This window comes from Enterobacter sp. I4 (genome assembly GCF_022669095.1).
GTDB classification, from domain to species: Bacteria; Pseudomonadota; Gammaproteobacteria; order Enterobacterales; family Enterobacteriaceae; genus Enterobacter; species Enterobacter pasteurii.
Genome location: NZ_JALBUO010000001.1, coordinates 1,086,710 through 1,107,936 on the forward strand (window position 1 = coordinate 1,086,710; position 21,227 = coordinate 1,107,936).

The 21,227-nt window shown below is 61.3% G+C and carries 17 protein-coding genes; 12 read left to right on the forward strand and 5 right to left on the reverse strand.

Going from position 1 to position 21,227, the window contains the following annotated elements:
- Positions 1-143: 143 nt before the first annotated feature.
- Positions 144-980 carry a MipA/OmpV family protein gene (locus tag MOQ06_RS05160; RefSeq protein ID WP_242171648.1) on the forward strand — a complete coding sequence of 279 codons (837 nt, stop codon included), beginning with the start codon at positions 144-146 and terminating at the stop codon, positions 978-980.
- Positions 981-1,008: 28 nt separating this feature from the next.
- Here MOQ06_RS05160 and MOQ06_RS05165 read toward each other — a convergent pair whose 3' ends face one another.
- Positions 1,009-1,839, reverse strand: a complete 831-nt coding sequence (locus tag MOQ06_RS05165; protein WP_242171650.1) for a MurR/RpiR family transcriptional regulator — start codon at positions 1,837-1,839, stop codon at positions 1,009-1,011.
- Between the two features lie 291 nt (positions 1,840-2,130).
- On the opposite strand from MOQ06_RS05165, the gene MOQ06_RS05170 reads away from it, so the two are divergent.
- The 10 genes from MOQ06_RS05170 to iolB all read left to right on the forward strand — a co-directional run bounded on the left by MOQ06_RS05170 (position 2,131) and on the right by iolB (position 15,394).
- Entirely contained in the window at positions 2,131-3,636 is a 1,506-nt protein-coding gene (locus MOQ06_RS05170) for a CoA-acylating methylmalonate-semialdehyde dehydrogenase (RefSeq protein WP_242171652.1), read from the forward strand.
- A gap of 11 nt (positions 3,637-3,647) precedes the next feature.
- Positions 3,648-5,573 (forward strand): 3D-(3,5/4)-trihydroxycyclohexane-1,2-dione acylhydrolase (decyclizing), encoded by a 1,926-nt coding sequence (gene iolD, locus MOQ06_RS05175; protein WP_242171667.1) that lies wholly within the window; start codon positions 3,648-3,650, stop codon positions 5,571-5,573.
- Between the two features lie 436 nt (positions 5,574-6,009).
- Entirely contained in the window at positions 6,010-6,996 is a 987-nt protein-coding gene (gene iolG / locus MOQ06_RS05180; protein ID WP_242171670.1) for an inositol 2-dehydrogenase, read from the forward strand.
- A 31-nt stretch (positions 6,997-7,027) separates the two neighbouring features.
- Complete coding sequence (locus MOQ06_RS05185; RefSeq protein ID WP_050860406.1) at positions 7,028-7,957, forward strand: sugar ABC transporter substrate-binding protein; 930 nt, start codon at positions 7,028-7,030, stop codon at positions 7,955-7,957.
- A gap of 54 nt (positions 7,958-8,011) precedes the next feature.
- On the forward strand, positions 8,012-9,559 hold the full coding sequence (locus MOQ06_RS05190) for a sugar ABC transporter ATP-binding protein (protein WP_242171672.1): 1,548 nt from the start codon (positions 8,012-8,014) through the stop codon (positions 9,557-9,559).
- Positions 9,560-9,570: 11 nt separating this feature from the next.
- Positions 9,571-10,599 carry an ABC transporter permease gene (locus MOQ06_RS05195; protein ID WP_242171675.1) on the forward strand — a complete coding sequence of 343 codons (1,029 nt, stop codon included), beginning with the start codon at positions 9,571-9,573 and terminating at the stop codon, positions 10,597-10,599.
- Positions 10,600-10,607: 8 nt separating this feature from the next.
- Positions 10,608-11,741, forward strand: coding sequence for a Gfo/Idh/MocA family oxidoreductase (locus MOQ06_RS05200; RefSeq protein ID WP_242171679.1), 1,134 nt, complete (start codon positions 10,608-10,610; stop codon positions 11,739-11,741).
- A 12-nt stretch (positions 11,742-11,753) separates the two neighbouring features.
- On the forward strand, positions 11,754-13,658 hold the full coding sequence (iolC, locus tag MOQ06_RS05205) for a 5-dehydro-2-deoxygluconokinase (protein ID WP_242171682.1): 1,905 nt from the start codon (positions 11,754-11,756) through the stop codon (positions 13,656-13,658).
- Positions 13,659-13,669: 11 nt separating this feature from the next.
- Positions 13,670-14,560: a myo-inosose-2 dehydratase gene (iolE, locus tag MOQ06_RS05210; RefSeq protein ID WP_242171686.1), complete on the forward strand. Its 891-nt coding sequence runs from the start codon at positions 13,670-13,672 to the stop codon at positions 14,558-14,560.
- A gap of 9 nt (positions 14,561-14,569) precedes the next feature.
- On the forward strand, positions 14,570-15,394 hold the full coding sequence (gene iolB, locus MOQ06_RS05215; protein ID WP_242171696.1) for a 5-deoxy-glucuronate isomerase: 825 nt from the start codon (positions 14,570-14,572) through the stop codon (positions 15,392-15,394).
- A gap of 89 nt (positions 15,395-15,483) precedes the next feature.
- Here the strand turns inward: iolB and MOQ06_RS05220 are convergent, their stop codons facing one another.
- From MOQ06_RS05220 to MOQ06_RS05230, 3 genes are all read right to left on the reverse strand, one after another.
- On the reverse strand, positions 15,484-16,227 hold the full coding sequence (locus MOQ06_RS05220; RefSeq protein WP_242171697.1) for an alpha/beta hydrolase: 744 nt from the start codon (positions 16,225-16,227) through the stop codon (positions 15,484-15,486).
- An 11-nt stretch (positions 16,228-16,238) separates the two neighbouring features.
- Complete coding sequence (locus tag MOQ06_RS05225; RefSeq protein WP_148420693.1) at positions 16,239-16,706, reverse strand: DUF6130 family protein; 468 nt, start codon at positions 16,704-16,706, stop codon at positions 16,239-16,241.
- 201 nt (positions 16,707-16,907) lie between these two features.
- Positions 16,908-17,078, reverse strand: coding sequence for a YfgG family protein (locus MOQ06_RS05230; protein WP_176609775.1), 171 nt, complete (start codon positions 17,076-17,078; stop codon positions 16,908-16,910).
- Between the two features lie 368 nt (positions 17,079-17,446).
- Between MOQ06_RS05230 and MOQ06_RS05235 the strand changes: the two genes are divergently transcribed.
- On the forward strand, positions 17,447-19,684 hold the full coding sequence (locus MOQ06_RS05235) for an EAL domain-containing protein (protein WP_193356048.1): 2,238 nt from the start codon (positions 17,447-17,449) through the stop codon (positions 19,682-19,684).
- A gap of 4 nt (positions 19,685-19,688) precedes the next feature.
- Here MOQ06_RS05235 and ppx read toward each other — a convergent pair whose 3' ends face one another.
- On the reverse strand, positions 19,689-21,227 hold the full coding sequence (ppx, locus tag MOQ06_RS05240; protein WP_193356047.1) for an exopolyphosphatase: 1,539 nt from the start codon (positions 21,225-21,227) through the stop codon (positions 19,689-19,691).

Genomic DNA, 21,227 nt, shown 5'->3' on the forward strand with positions numbered 1-21,227 from the left:
ATTCAGCTTTACAGAACCAGCACGTGCTTCAGCGTTTCTTCATTTTCGGCTCATAAGAACCTTAGGGTGGGTATTCAGAATGAGCGCGCTGGCGTTTAACACCGCCTGAATCGTAACCATCTGAATCCAAAAGGGCTTCTTTAATGAGAAACAGCAAACTGCGTCACAGGTTCCCCCGTTCACTCATCGGTCGCAGCGCGAAAAGCATCCTGTCGGGGGCCGTCCTGGCGTTACTGGCTACCCCGACGCTGGCGGCGGGGCAGCGCCAGGGCAACGTGTTAACCCTGGGGGGCGGCGTGGATGTTGCGCCACGCTATTCCGGTTCGGATAAGAGCCGCGTTGCTGCGGCCCAGGTGGTTGATTACGCGATGGAAAATGGGTTCTTTATCAGCACTACCCGCGGGCTCGGCTACGGCAACCGCGTCGGCAACCTGGATTACAGCGCTGCGCTGAGCTATCGCGCAGGGCGTAAGGATCGCGACGTAAGCAGCGATTCAATCGCCTCCGGCAGCGACTACCTGCGGGGGATGGGTGACGTCAAAGGCTCAGCCGTCGTTGTGCCGGGGCTGGGGTACAGGGTAACTGACTGGCTTAACGTGCAGCTGCAGGCTGAGGTCCCGGTTTCGGAAAGAGACAACGGTGAGGCTGTGCACTTTGGCATTGCCAGCCCGCTCTACACCTCTCCTGAAAACTCATTGACGCTGGCGCTGACCGGCAGCTGGGGATCCAGCAAGTACATGCAAACGTACTACGGGGTCAGCGCCGCCCAGTCGGCAGCATCGGGATTTGCCCGACATGATGCCGGATCGGGAATATACGCCTATTCGCTGAACCTGGACTGGACCCATAAGCTCACCTCCCGCTGGAGCGTGCTTGCCGCTGCCGGCGTTACGCAGCTGACGGGAGAGGCGGGCGATAGCCCAGTCGTTCAGAAAAAAACGTCGCCCACGGGAAGCCTGAAGGTGACGTACAGCTTCTGACCGGTGTTGCAGGCGAAGGAGTGGTAGCCTACTTTCCTTCGCCCAGCCGATATGCCAGCGCCACTACCAGCGACTGCACCAGGCACAGCGTCGCCGACTGAGAGCGAAACGCATCTACCTGCGCCTCTTTCACCACGAAACAGAGGTCGCTGAACGTCGCCAGCGGGCTGATCTGGCTGTCGGTGATCACAATCTGGCGCGCGCCGACGCTGGCGGCGGTTTCGCTGACCATCACCGTCTCTTCCGCGTACGGCGAGAAGCTGATCGACACCACAATGTCGCGCGCCTTGATGCGGCTAATCTGCTCGCGCAGCATGCCGCCCATGCCGTCGAGCAGAACAGGGCGGCACTCAAGGTGGCTCAGGGCATAGGTCAGATAGGCCGCGACGCTAAAGGAGCGGCGCAGTCCGGCGATGTAGATGGTGTCGGCGTCGGCCAGCAGCTGAACGGCGCGCTCCAGCATCTCCGGTTCGGCACGGGCGGCGAGCTGCTGTAGCGCCTGGGCATTTGAGCGGGCGAACTCCTGTAAAATATCGAGCGGCGTTTCCGGCACGGCTTCGCTCTCCATTTCGCGGAACAGCCGCGCACGGTCGCTGTAGCTGGCGGTTTCCTCCACCAGGTTCATGCGAAACAGCTGTTTCATTTCGTTAAAACCGGTGAAGTCAAAGGCGTTGGCGAAGCGGATCAGCGTTGACGGCGGCACGTCGGCGCGCTCGGCAATGACGGCAACCGTATCAAAGGCCACGCTGTTGGTGTTATCCAGTACATAGCGGGAGACCTGCTGCAGCCTCTTGCTCAGGCTATCGTAGCGATCGCGGATTTGCTGCTGCAGTTCGTTCAGGCTGGTTGCTGTCGTCATGTTATCCCCCAAATACAGTTTTATGATTCTAAACGCAAAGCCGCGTCTTTTAAATGTCGGCCATCCATCTGGCAGCAAAAATGAAACAGAAGCTTCAGCCATTTCCTCGCCCGAAATGCCTTAATAGCGCACGCGGCGTCAGTGTTGCTGGCTATTAACATAAAAATCCATCCTTGATCACAATAATCATCATTTATTTTATTTCAACTTAAAATGGAATATTTGTTTCATATATAGTGTGAGTACAAAGCGTTCAGGTAACGGTCACGTATCAACAGCGAGAGGTTAAGGATGGAGACGGTAGCGAATTTTATTCACGGCGAATGTGTCACCGGTTCAGGCCAGCGCGTTCAGGCGATCTTCAACCCGGCCACCGGCGAGCAGATCCGCCAGGTGGTGATGAGTACGGCGCAGGAGGCGGAGCAGGCGGTTGCCGCCGCGCAGCAGGCCTTTCCCGCGTGGGCACGTCAGGCTCCGCTTAAGCGCGCGCGCGTAATGTTCCGCTTTAAGGCGCTGCTGGAGGAGAACATGGCGCGCCTGGCCCGCCTCATCAGCGAAGAGCACGGCAAGGTCTACTCCGACGCGGTGGGGGAACTGACCCGCGGTCTGGAAGTGGTGGAATTTGCCTGCGGCATTCCGCATCTGCAAAAGGGGGAACACTCTGCGAACGTGGGTACCGGCGTCGACAGCCACTCGCTGATGCAGCCGCTCGGGGTCTGCGCCGGGATCGCGCCGTTTAACTTCCCGGCGATGGTGCCGATGTGGATGTTCCCGATTGCGCTGGCAACCGGGAATACCTTCGTGCTGAAGCCGTCGGAAAAAGACCCTTCGCTGGCGCTGGCGCTGGCGCAGCTGCTGAAAGAGGCCGGCCTGCCGGACGGCGTGTTCAACGTGGTGCAGGGGGATAAGGAGTCCGTTGACGTGCTCCTGACCGACCCGCGCGTGCAGGCGGTGAGCTTTGTCGGCTCCACGCCGGTTGCGGAATACATTTACCAGACCGCCTCCGCCCACGGTAAGCGCTGTCAGGCGCTGGGTGGGGCGAAAAACCACTGCATTTTAATGCCGGATGCCGACATGGAGATGGCGGCCAACGCCATTATGGGAGCGGCCTACGGCGCGGCGGGCGAGCGCTGCATGGCGCTCTCGGTGGTGCTGGCGGTGGGCGATAATACCGCCGACGACCTCTGCGCCCGGCTGGAAAAACAGATTGCCGCGCTGCGCGTTGGGCCGGGCCTGGACCAGACGCCGGAAAACGAAATGGGGCCGCTTATCTCCTCCGCCCACCGCAGCAAGGTGCTGGGCTACATCGACAGCGGCGAGGCGCAGGGGGCGAATCTGCGCGTGGACGGCCGCGGCTTTAGCGTGCAGGGTCACGAGAGGGGCTATTTTGTCGGGCCGACGCTGTTCGATAACGTTACCCCGGAGATGACCATCTATAAGGAAGAGATTTTCGGCCCGGTGCTTTCTGTGGTGCGCGTAGCAGATTACGCCAGCGCGGTGGATCTGATTAACCGCCATGAATATGGTAATGGCTCGGCCATTTTCACCCGCGACGGCGGCTGCGCGCGCCGCTTCTGCGAAGAGGTGCAGGCGGGCATGGTGGGCGTCAACGTGCCGATCCCGGTGCCGATGGCGTTCCACAGCTTCGGCGGCTGGAAGCGTTCCATCTTTGGCGCGCTCAACGTCCACGGCAACGACGGCGTGCGCTTCTACACCCGCATGAAAACCATCACCGCGCGCTGGCCGGAAATGCAGCAGGAGTCAGGCGCCGCGTTTTCCATGCCGACGCTGGGCTGACAGGAGGTGTTATGCAAACCGAACGTATGACCATGGCCCAGGCGCTGGTCCGCTTCCTTAATCAACAGTACGTCAGCGTTGACGGCAACGAAACGCCCTTCGTGGAGGGCGTGGCCACTATCTTCGGACACGGTAACGTGCTGGGTATCGGCCAGGCGCTGGAGCAGGATCCGGGCCATCTGCAGGTAATGCAGGGCTGCAACGAGCAGGGCATCGCCCATATGGCGACGGGGTTCGCCAAACAGCACCGCCGACAGCGCATTTTTGCCGTCACCTCCTCCGTCGGGCCGGGCGCCGCCAATATGGTGACCGCCGCGGCAACCGCTACGGCGAACCGAATCCCGCTGCTGCTGCTGCCGGGAGATATCTACGCCAGCCGCCAGCCGGACCCGGTGCTGCAGCAGATCGAGCAGTATCACGATCTCAGCCTCAGCACCAACGACTGCTTCCGTCCGGTCTCCCGCTACTGGGACCGCATCAACCGCCCCGAGCAGCTGATGAGCGCCATGCTAAATGCGATGCGAACGCTTACTGACCCCGCAAATACGGGGACGGTGACCATTTGCCTGCCGCAGGACGTGCAGGGGGAAGCCTGGGATTACCCGCTGAGCTTCTTCGCGCGCCGCGTGCACCACGTTGAGCGTCGACCGCCCGATCCGCATCGTCTGGTGCAGGCGCGGGCGTTAATTGCCCGCAAGCAACGTCCGCTGGTGGTGTGCGGCGGCGGCGTGCGCTATTCCGGCGCGCATGCGGCGTTTCGCGAATTTGTCGAGACGCTGCAACTGCCGTTTGCCGAAACCCAGGCCGGAAAGGGGGCGCTGGTAAGTGACCACTCGCTTAATCTGGGCGGGGTAGGCGTGACGGGCGGAATGGCCGCTAACCGGCTTGCGCCGCAGGCAGACCTGGTGATTGGCGTCGGCACGCGCCTCACGGACTTTACCACCGGCTCCAAGGCGCTCTTTTCCCATCCGGACGTCGAGTTTCTGCTGCTGAACGTGGCCGAATTTGACGCCCTGAAGCTGGACGCCACCGCGCTGGTGGCCGATGCCCAAACCGGGCTGCAGGCCCTGACCCATGCGCTTAAGGATTACCGCAGCGGATGGGGAGAGGAGATTGCTGAGGCGAAAGCCGCCTGGCGCGACGAGTGCCGCCGCCTGTGGGATCGCCAGTGGCATCCGGCAGATGCGCCCGAGGTGGCGGGGCACCTGGACGCGCAGCTGGCCGAATACGGCGAGACGCTCAACACCCGGCTGACCCAGACGCGGGTGCTGGGGCTGATTAATCAGCATGTTGAGGATAACGCCATCGTGGTGGGCGCGGCCGGTTCGCTGCCGGGAGATTTACAGCGCCTCTGGCAGGTCAAAACGCCCGACACCTATCACCTTGAGTACGGCTACTCCTGCATGGGCTACGAGATAGCGGCAGCGATTGGCGCGAAGCTTGCGTGCCCCGAACAGCCGGTATACGCCATGGTGGGGGATGGCTCCTACATGATGCTGCACTCCGAGCTGCAAACCGCGGTGCAGGAGGGCGTTAAGGTCACCGTTCTGCTGTTTGATAACGCCAGCTTCGGCTGCATTAACAACCTGCAGATGGGGCACGGCATGGGGAGCTTTGGCACCGAAAACCGCCACCGTAACCCGGAAACCGGGCGGCTCGACGGGCCGCTGGTGAAGGTCGACTTTGCACAAAACGCGGAAAGCTACGGCTGCCGCGCGTGGCGGGTACACGATGAGCCAGGCCTGCTGGCGGCGCTGGCGGCGTCCCGCGCGCACCCTGGCCCGACGCTGCTGGACATTAAGGTGCTGCCGAAAACCATGACCCACGATTACGACGCCTGGTGGCGAACCGGCGATGCGCAGGTGGCGGCCTCCTCAGCCGTGCGCGAGGCCGCGGCGCAGACGCAGGCGCAGGTGAAAAAAGCGCGTCAGTATTAAATTTTCATGTCGTAACGAAATTTTCATTTCATTTCCCCTCACCCTAACCCTCTCCCCAAAGGGGAGAGGGGATGGTTCGGTGCGGCCTTTTCTCCCTCACCCACCTGGGGAGAGGGGATGGTTCGGTGCGGCCTTTTCTCCCTCGCCCACCTGGGGAGAGGGGATGGTTCGGTGTGGCCTTTTCTCCTTCGCCCATTTGGGGAAAGAGGACGGCTCGGGGCTGTCTTTTCTCCCTCGCCCCTTTGGGGAGAGGGCCGGGGTGAGGGGAAGATGTACGCCCTTCCATGTTGTGAGATTGATAACAAAATTTATCTCATTCATCTCAAAAGTGTTAACCCACACTCAAAAACATAATTTTCACTATTTATAAAAATGAAATAAATGTTTTATTTAAAGGGTCGTTAGTTTACAGCATTCACCAACACCGGGAGCCGTTATGTTTAACATTGCTTTACTGGGCGCTGGCCGAATTGGTCAGGTACATGCAGCTAACATCGCCAGCCACGGTGCGACCACGCTGTGGTCCGTGGTTGACCCGAATCAGGAATTTGCCACCCGCCTCGCCGCGCGGTATCAGGCCCGCCAGCAGAGCCTGACTGAGGCGATGACCGACCCTGACGTTCATGCCGTGCTGATTGCCTCCGCAACGGACACCCATGCGGATCTGATTGAGATGGCCGCCCGCCACGGCAAGGCCATCTTCTGTGAAAAGCCGGTACACCTCGACCTCGCCCGCGTGCGCGACTGCCTGAAGGTGGTCAAGGAGTGTGGCGTGCCGCTGTTCATCGGCTTTAACCGCCGCTTCGACCCGCAGTTCCGCCGCGTGAAAACCGACGCCCAGGCCGGGCGCATCGGCAAGCCGGAATCGCTGCTGATTATTTCCCGCGATCCGTCTCCGCCGCCTGCGGAGTACGTGCGCGTCTCCGGCGGCATGTTCCGCGACATGACCATCCACGACTTTGACATGGCGCGCTTCATCATGGGCGAAGAGCCGGTGTCGGTGTATGCCCAGGGCAGTAACCTGGTGGATCCGGCGATTGGCGAGGCGGGGGACATCGACACCGCGTTTATCGTTCTGAAATATGCCTCCGGCGCGATGGCGACCATCGTCAACAGCCGCCGCTCCTCGTACGGCTACGACCAGCGCCTGGAGCTGCACGGCTCCGAAGGGCTGCTCTGCGCGGGCAATATTCTGGAAAACCAGGTGCAGCACTACGGCAAACAGGGCTGCACCAGCGCGCTGCCGGAACACTTCTTCCTGCAGCGCTATAAATCCGCTTACGCCGCGGAATGGGAACACTTTGTTGCGGTCCTGCGCGGCGAAGCGGTGCCTGACTGCAGCGGCGATGATGGTGAACGTGCGCTGTACCTCGCGGATAAAGCGCTGGAGTCGCTGCGCAGCCAGCGCGAGATCGTCCTCTAAACACAACCACCCTACACAGAGAGACATAATAATGAAAAAACTGATCGTAGCCGCCCTCATCGCCATGACGTCCGGGGCCGCCCTCGCCGAAAACGAGCAAATTGTTTTCAGTACGCCAAACCTGGCCATGCCGTTTGAAGTTCACATGCAGCGCACGGCGGTAAAAGCCGCAAAAGAGATGGGCGTGAAGCTTCAGGTGCTGGACGGGCAGGGCAGCTCGCCAAAACAGGTGGCTGACCTGGAAAACGCCATTACCCGTGGGGCGCAGGGGTTCATCGTCTCCCCGAACGACGTGAACGCGGTCTCAAGCGCGGTGGATGAAATTCAGGATGCGAAGCTGCCGGTTGTCACCCTTGACCGCTCCGTCGACAGCCAGAAAAAAGTGCCGCACTTCGGCGCCAACAACTACAAGGGTGGCCAGGCGATTGGCGACTTCGTGAAAAGCAAATTCCCCGACGGGGCAGAGATCATTCTGCTCACCGGTCAGCCGGGCTCCTCTTCCAACATCGAACGCACCAAAGGGATCCGCGACAGCCTGAAGGCGGGCGGGGATAAGTACAAGATTGTCGCCGATCAGACCGGCAACTGGATGCGTTCAGAAGGGATGCGCATTGTGGAAAGCGTTCTGCCTTCGCTGCCGAAACGTCCGCAGGTGATCCTCTCCGCCAACGACGATATGGCGCTGGGGGCGATTGAAGCCCTGCAGAGCCAGGGCGTGAAGCCGGGCGAAATTCTGGTCACCGGCTTTGATGCGGTTCCGGAAGCGCTGGCCCGCGTGCGCGACGGCTGGCTGGCGGTGACGGCGGATCAGCGCCCGGGCTTTGCGGTGCAGACGGCGATGAGCCAGCTGGTGGCTAACGTGCGTGAGAAGAAAGCCATCACCGGCGCGGACTACCCGCCGACGCTTATCACCAAAGAGAACCTGCAGCAGGCTGAGCGCATCGGCGAGGCCGGTAACTGATCTATCCGCAGCCGCCGCGCGAGCGGCGGCGCACTCTGAAGGAGGAGCAGACCGATGTCGCAACCCTTACTGAAAGTGACCGACCTGGCGAAAAGCTTTTCCGGCGTCTGGGCGCTGAGCAGCGCTCAGCTGACCGTCGGCAGTGGGGAAATACACGCCCTGCTGGGGGAAAACGGGGCGGGAAAATCCACGCTGCTGAAGGCGCTCGCGGGGGCGCAGCCGCAAACGCGCGGGGAGATCTGGTTCAACGGCGAAACGCTGCCGGTGGACGACTCCCCGGTGGAGCGGCAGAACAAGGGCATTATCACCATCTATCAGGAGTTCAACCTGCTGCCCAACATGACCGTCGCGGAGAACATGTTTCTCGGGCGCGAGCCGCGCAGGCGTAACCTGATCGTCGACGAAAAGGCGGTAAACCAGGAGGCGCAGGTCATCCTCGATTACCTGCAGCTGAACGTCGCCCCGACCACGCCTGTCGCCCGCCTGAGCGTGGCGCAGCAGCAGATGGTGGAGATCGCCCGGGCGCTGACCCTCAATGCCCGGTTAATCATTATGGACGAACCGTCCGCCGCGCTGAGCGACAGCGAGGTGGAAAGCCTGCACCGCGTGGTGCGGGAGCTAAAAAATCGCGGGGTGAGCATTATCTATGTGACCCATCGCCTGCACGAGGTTTTCCAGCTCTGCGATCGCTTCACCGTGTTCCAGGACGGCCGCTTCACCGGCACCGGCGCGGTGGCGGAGACCAACGTCGAGCAGCTGATCCGCCTGATGGTCGGGCGCGACGTGGCGTTTAACCGTCGTCCTGCCAGCGAAACGCATCATGAAGACAAACCCGTCCGCCTGGCCGTGAAGGGGCTGAGCCGCGAAAAGCCGCCGCTGGATCCGCACGGCATCGCCCTGCACGACATCAGCTTCCACGTCCACGCCGGGGAGGTTTTAGGCATTGCCGGGCTGGTGGGCGCGGGACGCACCGAGGTGGCGCGCTGCCTGTTTGGCGCGGACGCGTTTACCTCGGGCAGCTTTGAGCTGGACGGCGTGCCGTACCGGCCGCGCGATCCGCTGTATGCCCTCGACCAGGGCGTGGCGCTGGTGCCTGAAGATCGCAAAAAAGAGGGGGCGGTGCTGGGGCTGTCGATTCGCGACAACCTGTCGCTCTCCTGCCTTTCGTCACTGCTGCAGTGGCGCTGGTTCGTCAACACCCGCAAAGAGGACGACCTGATTGAGTCCTACCGCCAGGCGCTGCAGATCAAAATGGTCAACAGCGAGCAGGAGGTGCGCAAGCTCTCCGGCGGTAACCAGCAAAAAGTGATCCTCGCGCGCTGCATGGCGCTCAACCCGCGGGTGCTGATCGTCGACGAGCCGACGCGCGGCATCGACGTGGGCACCAAATCGGAAGTGCACCAGGTGCTGTTTGACATGGCGAAAAAGGGCGTGGCGGTGATCGTGATCTCCTCCGATCTGCCTGAAGTGATGGCGGTGTCTGACCGGATCATCACCCTCAGCGAAGGCCGGGTGACCGGCGAGATCCACGGCGACGACGCTAACGAAGAACGGCTGATGACGATGATGGCCATCAACCACAACGCCCTGAACGCGGCATAACGGAGTTTCTCATGACGCAGATGATTTCTAAAACGCAGGCCCCGGTCAAACGCGCCGGACGCATCGATCCCATCGCCTTCTTCGAGCGCTTCGGGGTGCTGATTTTCATGATCCTGCTGCTGATCTTCTTCCAGTCGCAGAACAGCAACTTTTTCTCTGAACGCAACATTTTCAACATCCTGACCGAAGTCTCCATCTACGGGATCATGGCCGTGGGGATGACCTTCGTCATCCTGACCGCCGGGATCGACCTCTCCGTCGGCTCCATTCTGGCGGTGTGCGCCATGACCGCGGCGTACGTGATCAAGGGCGACAACTTTACCACCGTTGACCCGAACGCCTGGGGCGGCATGAGCTGGCTGATTGGGCTGGGGATTTGCCTGGCGATGGGCACGGCGATTGGCTTTCTGCACGGTCTGGGCGTTACCCGCCTGCGCCTGCCGCCGTTCATCGTCACCCTCGGCGGGATGACCATCTGGCGCGGCCTGACGCTGGTGATTAACGACGGCGCGCCGATCGCCGGTTTCGATCAGGGCTACCGCTGGTGGGGGCGCGGCGAGCTGCTCGGCATCTCCATTCCGATCTGGATCTTCGCCATCGTCGCCGTCGGCGGCTATCTGGCGCTGCACAAAACCCGCTGGGGCCGCTTCGTCTACGCCATCGGCGGCAACCCGGAGGCGGCGCGTCTGGCGGGTGTCAACGTGAAGCGGGTGCTGGTCAGCGTCTACGTGCTGATTGGCTGCCTGGCGGGGCTGGCGGGCTTCATCCTCAGCGCGCGGCTGGGGAGCGCCGAGGCGGTGGCCGGGATCTCCTTTGAGCTGCGCGTCATCGCCTCGGTGGTGATTGGCGGCACCTCGCTGATGGGCGGCTACGGGCGCATCGGCGGCACCGTTATCGGCTCCATCATCATGGGTATTCTGATTAACGGCCTGGTGCTGATGAACGTCTCGGCCTACTACCAGCAGATTATCACCGGATTAATTATCGTTCTGGCGGTGGCGTTCGACACCTACGCCAAGAGCCGTCGCGGCGCACTGTGAGGATCGTGATGAAAGAGGTACGTATTGGATTAATCGGCACCGGGTATATCGGCAAGGCGCACGCTATCGCCTATGCCCAGGCCCCGACGGTGTTCAACCTGCGCGGCAGGCTGGTGCGCGAGATGGTGGCCGAGGTAAACCCGACGCTGGCGGCAGAGCGCGCGCAGGCGTTTGGCTTCAACCGTTCAACGGGAGACTGGCGGGCTCTGGTGTCCGACCCGGCTATTGACGTGGTGGATATTTGCTCGCCCAACCACCTGCATAAAGAGATGGCGCTGGAGGCGATCCGTCATGGCAAGCACGTCTACTCGGAGAAGCCGCTGGCGCTGAACGCCCACGACGCGCGCGAGATGGTCGACGCCGCGAAGCGGGCAGGGGTGAAGACGCTGGTGGGGTTCAACTACATGAAGAACCCGACGGCGCAGCTGGCGAAGGAAATTATCACCCGCGGCGAGATTGGCGAGGTGATCCACTTCTACGGCACCCACAACGAAGACTATATGGCCGACCCGCTTTCGCCCATTCACTGGCACTGCTTCAGGGAGACCGCCGGGCTGGGGGCGCTGGGCGACCTTGCGGCGCACATCGTCAATATGGCCCAGTACCTGGTGGGGGATATCGAGCAGGTCTGCGGCGACCTGAAGATCGTGGTCCCGGCGCGCCCGGCAAAGGCCGGATCGTCGGACATGATTGCCGTCGAAAACGAGGATCAGGCCCACGCGATGGTGCGCTTCGCGGGCGGGGCGCAGGGTGTGATTGAAACCTCCCGCGTCGCCTGCGGCCGCAAGATGGGGCTGTCGTACGTCATCACCGGGACGAAAGGCGCCATCAGCTTCACCCAGGAGCGCATGGCGGAGCTGAAGCTCTATCTGCATGACGATCCGGTCAACCGTCAGGGGTTCCGCACGCTGCTGGTCGGCCCGGCACACCCGGACTACGCCGCGTTCTGCATGGGCGCGGGCCACGGGATCGGCTTTAACGATCAAAAAACGGTGGAGGTGCGCGACCTGGTGGACGGCATAGCCGCCGACGTCCCGATGTGGCCGGACTTCGAAGAGGGCTGGAAGGTGTCCCGTGTGCTGGACGCCATCGCGCTCTCGCACCTGCAGGGCCGCTGGCTGAACGTGAACGACATTGTCTGAAGAGGTATCAACGTGGAAAAGCAGTTTGATGTGATATGCATGGGCCGCGTGGCGGTAGACCTCTACAGCCAGCAGATTGGCGCCCGTCTGGAGGATGCGTCGAGCTTCGCCAAATACCTCGGCGGGTCGTCCGGCAACGTGGCGTACGGTACCGCGCGTCAGGGTTTACGTTCGTCGATGCTGGCGCGCGTGGGCGATGAACATATGGGCCGCTTCCTGCGCGAAGAGCTCAACCAGGTGGGCTGCGATACCAGCCATCTGATCACCGATAAAGACCGCCTCACGGCGCTGGTGCTGCTCGGCATTAAAGACCGGGACACCTTTCCTCTGATTTTTTATCGCGATAACTGCGCGGATATGGCCATTACGGCCAGCGATGTGGACGAAAGCTACATTGCCTCCGCTCGTTGTCTTGCCATCACCGGGACTCACCTTTCTCATCCTCAGACCCGCGAGGCGGTGCTGACGGCGCTGGGCTATGCCCGCCGTCACGGCGTGCGCACGGTGCTGGACATCGATTACCGCCCGGTGCTGTGGGGGCTGACCCCCCTGGGCGACGGCGAAACGCGCTTTATTCCCGCCGATCGGGTCACCCGCGAGCTGCAGGAGGTGCTGCACCTCTTCGACGTCATTGTCGGCACCGAGGAGGAGTTCCATATTGCGGGCGGCAGCACGGATACCTTACAGGCGCTGGAACGGGTGCGCGACGTGAGCCAGGCCACGCTGGTCTGCAAACGCGGCGCGCTCGGCTGCTCGGTCTATACCGACGCCATTCCGCCACGGCTGGACGACGGCCTGACGGTGACCGGCGTGCGCGTGGAGGTGCTGAACGTCCTCGGCGCGGGGGACGCGTTTATGTCCGGCCTGCTGCGCGGCTACCTGAACGACGAGGGCTGGGAGCAGGCGTGCCGCTACGCCAACGCCTGCGGCGCGCTGGTGGTCTCGCGCCACGGCTGCGCCCCGGCGATGCCGAGCAAAATCGAGCTGGATGACTATCTCTCCCGCGCCGCGAATGTGCCGCGCCCGGATCTCGATCCGCGCCTGAACCATCTCCACCGCGTCACCACCCGCCGCCGTGAATGGCCCGAGCTGTGCGTGATGGCCTTCGACCATCGCAGCCAGCTTGAGGATATGGCTATACAGTGCGGCGCGTCGCTCGGGCGCATTCCGGCCCTGAAGCAGCTGATCCTGCAGGCCAGCCGCGAGGCGGCGAGCCGCGCCGGGCTGGAGGGCAAAGCCGGCCTGCTGTGCGACGGCACCTTTGGCCAGGACGCGCTCAACGCCATTACCGGTGAAGGCTGGTGGATCGGGCGGCCCATTGAGCTGCCGGGCTCTCGTCCGCTGGAAATGGAGCACGGCAATATCGGCACCCAGCTTATCAGCTGGCCGCAGGAGCACGTGGTGAAGTGCCTGGTCTTTTTCCATCCGGAAGATGCCCACGGCCTGCGCCTGGAGCAGGAGCAGAAAATCGCCGAGGTGTACCACGCCTGCTGCCGGTCCGGGCACGAGCTGCTGCTGGAGGTGATCCTGCCCGCGACCATGCCGCGCAGCGACGAGCTCTACCTGCGCGCCATCTCCCGCTTCTACAACCTGGGCATTTACCCGGACTGGTGGAAGCTGCCGCCGCTCTCGGCCGAGGGCTGGACGTCGCTCGGTGAAATTATCGAACGCCGGGACCCGCACTGCCGCGGAGTGGTGATCCTCGGGCTGGACGCGCCGGCCGAACAGCTGCGCGCCGGGTTTAACGCCGCGGCGGGGCACGATCTGGTGAAGGGGTTTGCCGTGGGGCGCACGCTGTTCGGCGACGCTTCCCGCGCATGGCTGAAGCACGATATCGACGATGCGCAGCTGGTGGCGCGCATCCGGGACAACTACCTGCAGCTTATCGCCTGGTGGCGCGAGCGCGGGCACGCATAATGGAGACGACAATGAGTGTACAACTGGGCATCAACCCGCTGACGTGGACGAACGACGATCTGCCTTCGCTCGGCGCGGAGACGCCGCTGGAGACCTGCCTGAGCGAAGGCAAAGAGGCCGGTTTTGCCGGCTTCGAGCTGGGCAATAAGTTCCCGCGCGAAGCGCGCCTGCTCGGCCCTATTCTGCAGCGCCACGACCTGCAGCTGGTCTCCGGCTGGTACTCCGGCCGCCTGCTGGAGCGCAGCGTGGAGGAGGAGATTGCCGCCGTGCAGCCGCACCTGACGCTGCTGCGCGAGCTGGGGGCGAAGGTGCTGGTCTTTGCGGAAGTGAGCGGCTGCATTCACGGCGAGCAGCAGACACCGGTGCACCTGCGCCCGCGCTTCCCGAAGGATCGCTGGAAGGAGTACGGCGAGAAGCTCACCGAATTTGCGCGCTATACGCAGCAGCAGGGTGTGCAGATTGCCTACCATCACCATATGGGCACGGTGATTGAGTCCGCCGACGACGTGGACAGCCTGATGACCCACACCGGCGACGAGGTGGGACTGCTGCTGGATAGCGGGCATCTGACCTTTGCCGGGGCCGATCCGCTGGCGGTGGCGCAGCGCTGGGCGACGCGCATCAATCACGTCCACTGCAAAGACGTGCGCGCCGACGTGCTGGCGGACGTGAAAAACCGCAAAACCAGCTTCCTCGACGCGGTGCTGAGCGGCGTGTTTACCGTGCCGGGCGACGGCTCTGTGGATTACCCGCCGATTATGCGGCTGCTGAAGGCGCAGGACTATCACGGCTGGCTGGTGGTGGAGGCCGAGCAGGATCCGGCGATTGCCCATCCGCTGACCTACGCCCGTCTGGGTTATAACAACCTGAGCCGCCTGGCGCGCGACGCCGGGCTTATCTGAGGAGGTGACATGTCACGTCTGCTATCACGCTGGCAACAGCCGAACGCTGAGGGCCGCACCCAGTCCGTGACGCCCCAAAGCGCGGGGTGGGAATATGTTGGCTTTGAGGCCTATGAACTTCAGGAGGGGCAGGAGCTGACGCTGCCCGCGGTCAGCGAAGAGCGCTGTCTGGTGCTGGTGGCCGGGCGCGCCTCCATCAGCACGCCATCCGCGCGGTTTAACGACATCGGGGAGCGGATGAGCCCGTTCGAGCGCATCAAGCCGTGGGCGGTTTACGTCACCCCGCATGAGACGGTGCAGGTGCAGGCGCTGACGAAGCTCGAGCTGGCGGTCTGCGCCGCTCCCGGCAAAGGCGCGTATCCGACGCGGCTGATTGCCCCGCAGGATATCGACGGTGAGGCGCGCGGCAAGGGGCACAATCAGCGCTACGTGCACAACATTCTGCCGGAAGACAAGCCCGCCGACAGCCTGCTGGTGGTGGAGGTGTGGACCAGCGAGGGCTGCACCAGCTCCTACCCGAGCCACAAGCACGATACGGATAACCCGCCGCAGGAGACCTACCTGGAGGAGACCTACTATCATCGCCTCAACCCGGAGCAGGGGTTCTGCATGCAGCGCGTTTACACCGATGACAGAACGCTGGACGAGTGCTTGGCGGTCTACAACCGCGACGTGGTGATGGTGCCGAAGGGCTACCACCCGGTGGCAACCATGGCGGGGTATGACAGCTATTACCTCAACGTGATGGCCGGGCCGGTGCGCAAATGGATGTTCACCTGGGAAGACGATCACGCGTGGATTAATCGCGATTATCCCGCAGAGAGGGGTGGCTAGCGCGGCCTTTCTTGTCGGACGGCGCTGCGCTTACCCGACCTGCGAAACCGTAGTCCTGAGCAAGCGCGCCGCCGCCGGGCGAATTGTCCTCAGTGCACCCGCCTCGCCTGCTCAATCGTGCGGGCGATGGCCTCCGGATGGCTCACCATCGACACGTGGCTTGCCGCCACCTCGGTGGTTTTTGCGCGGATCGCCTTCGCCATCGCGCGCTCCAGCGCCGGGTTAATCATCCTGTCATTCTCGCTTACCACATACCAGCTCGGCTTAGTGCGCCACGCTGCACGAGTAATCTTTTCCCCAAACGCATCGCCCCTTATTGGCCCCTGCGTGGCCGCAATGGTTTGTTGCTCACCCGGCTTCACGTCAGGCGCGAAATCCTTCCTGACGGCCTCCGCTGGCAGATATAAATAGCCGTCCGCCGTTTTGGCAATACCCGCGCAGCCCGGCGGTGCAGGGAAGCTTCCAGCGAGATCCGCCGTCGACTGGCCGGCGTCCGGCGCGAACGCCGCCACGTAAACCAGCGATTTGACCCGCGCATCGTTACCCGCTTCGCTAATTACGGTCCCGCCCCAGGAGTGGCCTACCAGCACCACGTCGCCCTGCGCGCGTGCGATGGCCCGCTTTGTGGCCGCGACGTCATCGTTCAGCGAGGTGAGCGGCAGCTGGACGGCAATGACCTCTGTATGCTGTTTCTGCAACAGGGTAATCACCTTATTCCAGCTGCTGCCGTCGGCAAACGCGCCGTGCACCAGCACGACGCTGATTTTACTCTCCGCAAAGGCGCTGGCGGAAAGCGCCAGCAGGCCCGCCGTCACTACAGACAGTGCTTTCATCTTGAGCGTCCTTAAAAATGGTGAACCGCCGCGTGGGGCGGTACGGTGAATTCAATGGTTTTGTGGTCGAGCGGTTTATGCGTCGGGTCGGCCAGAATAATCGTCACCTTGTGTTTACCGGCGGGCAGCCCCACCAGGATCACCGGCTCGCCGCTGGCGTCAGCCCAGTGCCACGGCGCGTCATCCACCACCACGTGAATGTGGCCTATGCGCGGGGTGACCCTGAGCGCCTCGGGGCCAAACACCGGCTCGATGCGCAGGTTTTCGGCACGGTACTGAATAAACACCGCGCCTTTGCTCAGCGGCCCGGCAAGGGGCGGATCGACAATCAGCTTTGCAGGGGGCTGCGGGTGTGCCAGCGGCGCGACGGCGGCGGGGCCGTTAACATCCGCGGCGCTCAGGTTGTCCAGGGGCGCGGCCCAGGAGCCGGTTGCCGACGCGAGGGCCAGCAGGGGGAACAGCAGGTATCGACGCATCATCGGTGTCTCTCCTCATCGGTTCTGAATGATGTCAGACACAGATAACCGTATTTATGTATCGGAGAGATTTGCCGGAGGCGCCGTTTTGTACCCGTCTGTCAGCGTGGCGCGCTGGATACAGTGCGATACAGTTTGCCTGCCGGAAAGGCGGACAATGGCAATCGCCGGCGTTATTCGGTTATTGCAACACCATCTGAGGAACTAGCGTTCTGGCGCGTCGACGGTCAGGCTGGTTTGCTGTGACTGGATTTTGTCCTGATGGTGATACCAGGCGCCAATGGAGGAGTACACAAAGCGGCCAAAGAAAAACAGAAAGCTGATGAGCAGTATGATGCGGGTCATTCGGGTGTTAAATCGATGTCGTTTTCGCATACGCGTAGCCTGACTCACTTTCTTTTCCTGAGTATACCCTTCCGGGCGATGCGGCTATTAAGGCACAACCGTACGAACGGGTCAATTCGATGAAGTGTAAAATACCGTCAATGCTTACATTAATATATGTTATTAAAAACAACGCATTTATTTATCGCATTGATAAATACAGGAAAAATAATTAAAAAAAACGTAAGAAAGATTTAATCAGATAAAATTGTTTGATTTAAGTCAACCGGATTGCGTCGTTGATATTTAAAATCCCTCCTCCACTGTGCTTGCCAGGAATTTTCCGGGCGACGTGTACGTCAGGTTGGATGCCTGTCTTCACTTACCCTCTGGAGCGAAAGGGTTGTAAACGAGCATCTATGAAAATTCACCACATCCTGAAGCAGAATAAAAACCGCTGGTGGGCGCTTCCTCTTATTTTACCCGTGGCGTTACTCCCGGTGCTCAGCGTGGCGAATACCCTAACGCAGCTGGGCGACGGTATCGTTGCGCTCTACTATTTACCCCTCTCTTTTTTGCTGACGCTGATGCTGTTTTTTGGCCTGGAAGCCATTCCGGGCGTTCTGGTGTCGCTATTTATCCGTTATTACCCGGCCGTTGGGCTCTATGAAACCGTGGCCGGCATTCTTCATTTTATCGTCCCGCTGGTGCTCAGCTGGGGCGGCTACCGCGTGTTTGCTCCCCGACGTAATATGACCGCTTACGGTGACGTGAGGCTGATGGGGCAGCGCATGTTCTGGCAGGTTTTCTGCCCGGCAACGCTGTTTCTGGCGCTGTTTCAGTTTGCGGTTTATCTGGGCGTTTATGAGAGCCGCCAGAGCCTCGCGGGGTTAAACCCTTTTAATATTCGAACCCTCATCAACTATCAGGCGCTGCTGGTGAGCGGGCTGACGGGGGTACCGCTCAGCTATCTGCTGATCCGCCTGATTCGCCATCCTCGCTATATCAAAGCGCTACTGTCACAGCTCCGCGCGCAAATAGACAAAAAGGTAACGGTTGTTGAGTTTGTGGTGTGGTTTATCGCCCTGGGCGGGCTGCTGGGCATGCTGCTCCTGCCCATGAATATCAACAGCTCTATTTTCAGCACTAACTATACGCTGTCCCTGCTGATGCCCGTGATGCTCTGGGGGGCAATGCGCTTCGGCTATAAGCTGATGTCGATTATCTGGACGCCGGTTTTGCTGGTGTCGATACACTATTTTTATCACTACATTCCGCTGAATCAGGGCTATGACATCCAGCTGGCCATTACCTCCTCCAGCTATCTGGTCTTTTCCTTCGTCGTGATTTACATGGCGATGCTGGCAACACGCCAGCGGAGCATCAACATTCGTTCCCGCAGACAGGCATTTCTCGATCCGATATTGCACATGCCCAATCTGCGGTCGCTGTCGCGTGAGCTTGCCGCGAATCCGTGGTCGGCGCTCTGTTTGCTGCGCGTGCCTGAACTGGAAGTGCTGGGGCGCAATTACGGGGTTTTGCTGCGGATCCAGTACAAACAGCAGCTGGCGCAATGGATAAACGGCACGCTTCAGCCCAACGAGCGGGTCTACCATCTCACCGGCTTTGACATGGCGGTGCGCCTGAATGCGGAGTCCCATCAACAGCGCATCGAGGCGCTGGACGAGCACATTAAGCAGTTCCGTTTTGTCTGGGATGGGATGCCGGTGCAGCCGCAGGTTGGCGTGAGCTACTGTTACGTGCGCTCGCCGGTTAATCACCTCTACCTGGTGCTGGGCGAGCTGGGCCTGGTTGCCGATCTCTCACTTTCAACCAACCACCCGGAAAACCTTCAGCAGCGCGGCGCTGTTCATTTGCAGCGTAGCCTGAAAGATAAGGTGGCGATGATGAGCCGTTTGCAGGCGACGCTGGAGCAGAACGCCTTTACCCTGCTGGTTCAGCCCGTCCGGGGGCTGCGGGGCGATCGTTACCACGAGGTACTGCTGCGGATGCGCGATGATAACGGCGCGCTGATTTTCCCCGAGCAGTTCCTGCCCGTCGCGCAGGAGTTTGGCTTGTCCTCGCGCGTCGATTTATGGGTGCTGGAGCGTACGCTGCGTTTCCTGGCGGAGCACCGACAGCGGCTGCCGGGCCAGCGCTTTGCCATCAATCTCGCACCGTCTACCGTCTACCGGTCGCAGTTTCCGCTTGAGGTGAATCGCCTGCTGGCTAAATACGCCATTGAAGCGTGGCAGCTGATCTTTGAAGTGACCGAAAGCAGCACCCTGGGCCGTACGGACCTGGCCGCCCCCACGCTCAGGCAGTTACAAAAGATGGGCATACGCATCGCAATTGATGATTTTGGCACCGGCTACGCCAGCTATGCGCGGCTGAAAAGCGTGGATGCCGACATCCTCAAAATAGACGGCGGCTTTATCCGCAATATTGTCAGCAACAGCCTGGACTACCAGATTGTGGCCTCGATTTGCCATCTGGCCCGGATGAAGAAAATGCTGGTGGTGGCGGAATGCGTGGAAACAGAAGAGATACGTAGCGCGGTTCACGCGCTAGGTATCGATTATGTTCAGGGCTATCTGATAGGCATGCCGGTTGAGCTGGAAACGCTGGCTGAAGCGCAGCCTCAGGAGAGCGCCTGAGGCGTTACGCCGCAACCTCGGCGCTCTCTTCTTCGATCTTCAACAGCCAGCCGGTGACCGCTTCCCAGTACTGCTGCTCTTTTTCCAGATCCAGCAGGACCAGCGCGTTCTGGCTAAACCAGTCGTGCGGGAAGCTCAGCGTCCAGTGATGGTCGTCCGTTTTCAGCTTCAGCGTCGGCGGGGTGGTGGTGGCCTGTCGCTGGTTGTTGAGCAATACGCCCAGGCGCAGCAGCTGAATTAAAGGCAGGAACTGCTTTTTCTTGAACAGCGTAAAGCGCGGCAGATCGTCGAGCTTGATCGCCTTGCGGTGGTAGCGCACCAGCGTGGCCATCATGGTCTGCTGCTCCTGGTTAAAGCCCGGCAGATCGCTGTTTTGCAGGATATAGGCCGAATGGCGATGCATCCCGCTGTGGTTGATGTTCAGCCCCACCTCGTGCAGCATCGCGGCCCATTTCAGCAGTGCGGCAAGCTGGGGGTGGGCAAGCTTCGGATTCTGCTCTTCCCACTGCTCGTACATCTGAACCGTGGTCTCCAGCACGCGCTTCGCCTGCTCGCGGTCGATGTTGTACTGGTTCGCCAGGCTCTGCGCGGTACGGCTGCGAATGTCCTGATGGCGGAAGCGTCCTTCCATCTCGTACAGCACGCCTTCGCGCAGGGCGCCGTCAGAGAGGCGCAGCTCTTTGATCGCCAGGGCGTCAAACACGCCGCAGAGGATCGCCAGCCCCGGCACGAATACCGCTTTACGCTCGTCCGACAGGCCCGGCAGGCTCAGGGCATCAAAGCTCTTATGCTTAAGCACCTCTTCGGTAAGCTTCACCAGCCGCTCAGGGGTAATAAACCCGTCTTTTTCACCCATTGCCAGCAGCACTTCGTGGGCGGCTTTAATCGAACCCGAAGCCCCCAGCGCCACGTTCCAGCCCTGAATACGATACTGCCAGGCCAGATTTTCCAGTTTCTGAACCGCGGCCATGCGCGCGCGCTGGAAGTTTTCACGGGTAATCACGCCCCCCGGGAAATACATCTGCGCGAAGCTGACGCAGCCCATACGGCGGCTCTCCACCAGGCGCGGCTCGAAGTCTTCGCCAATCACCAGCTCCGTTGAGCCACCGCCGATATCAATCACCAGCTTGCGGCCCTTTTCCGGCTGGGTGTGCTCAACGCCCATAAAAATCAGGCGCGCTTCCTCGTTCCCTGAGATGATCTCAATCGGGTAGGGGATAACCTTTTCCGCGCGCTTGAGAAATTCCGGCGCGTTCAGCGCCTGGCGCAGCGTATGCGTCCCGACGATGCAGACGCTGGAGGGCGAAAAGCCCTGAAGACGTTCTGCGAACAGCGACAGGCAGTTCAGGCCGCGCTCCATTGCCTCTTCGCTCAGCATATTACGCGCGTCCAGACCGTCGGCCAGATGCACGCGCTGCTTCAGGCGACCGATGATCTGCATCGCGCCATCCACCACGCGGGCGATGACCATGTGAAAACTGTTTGAGCCAAGATCGACCGCGGCGAATTCCTGCGGGCGTGGGGTGTTATCGTTTATTGGCAT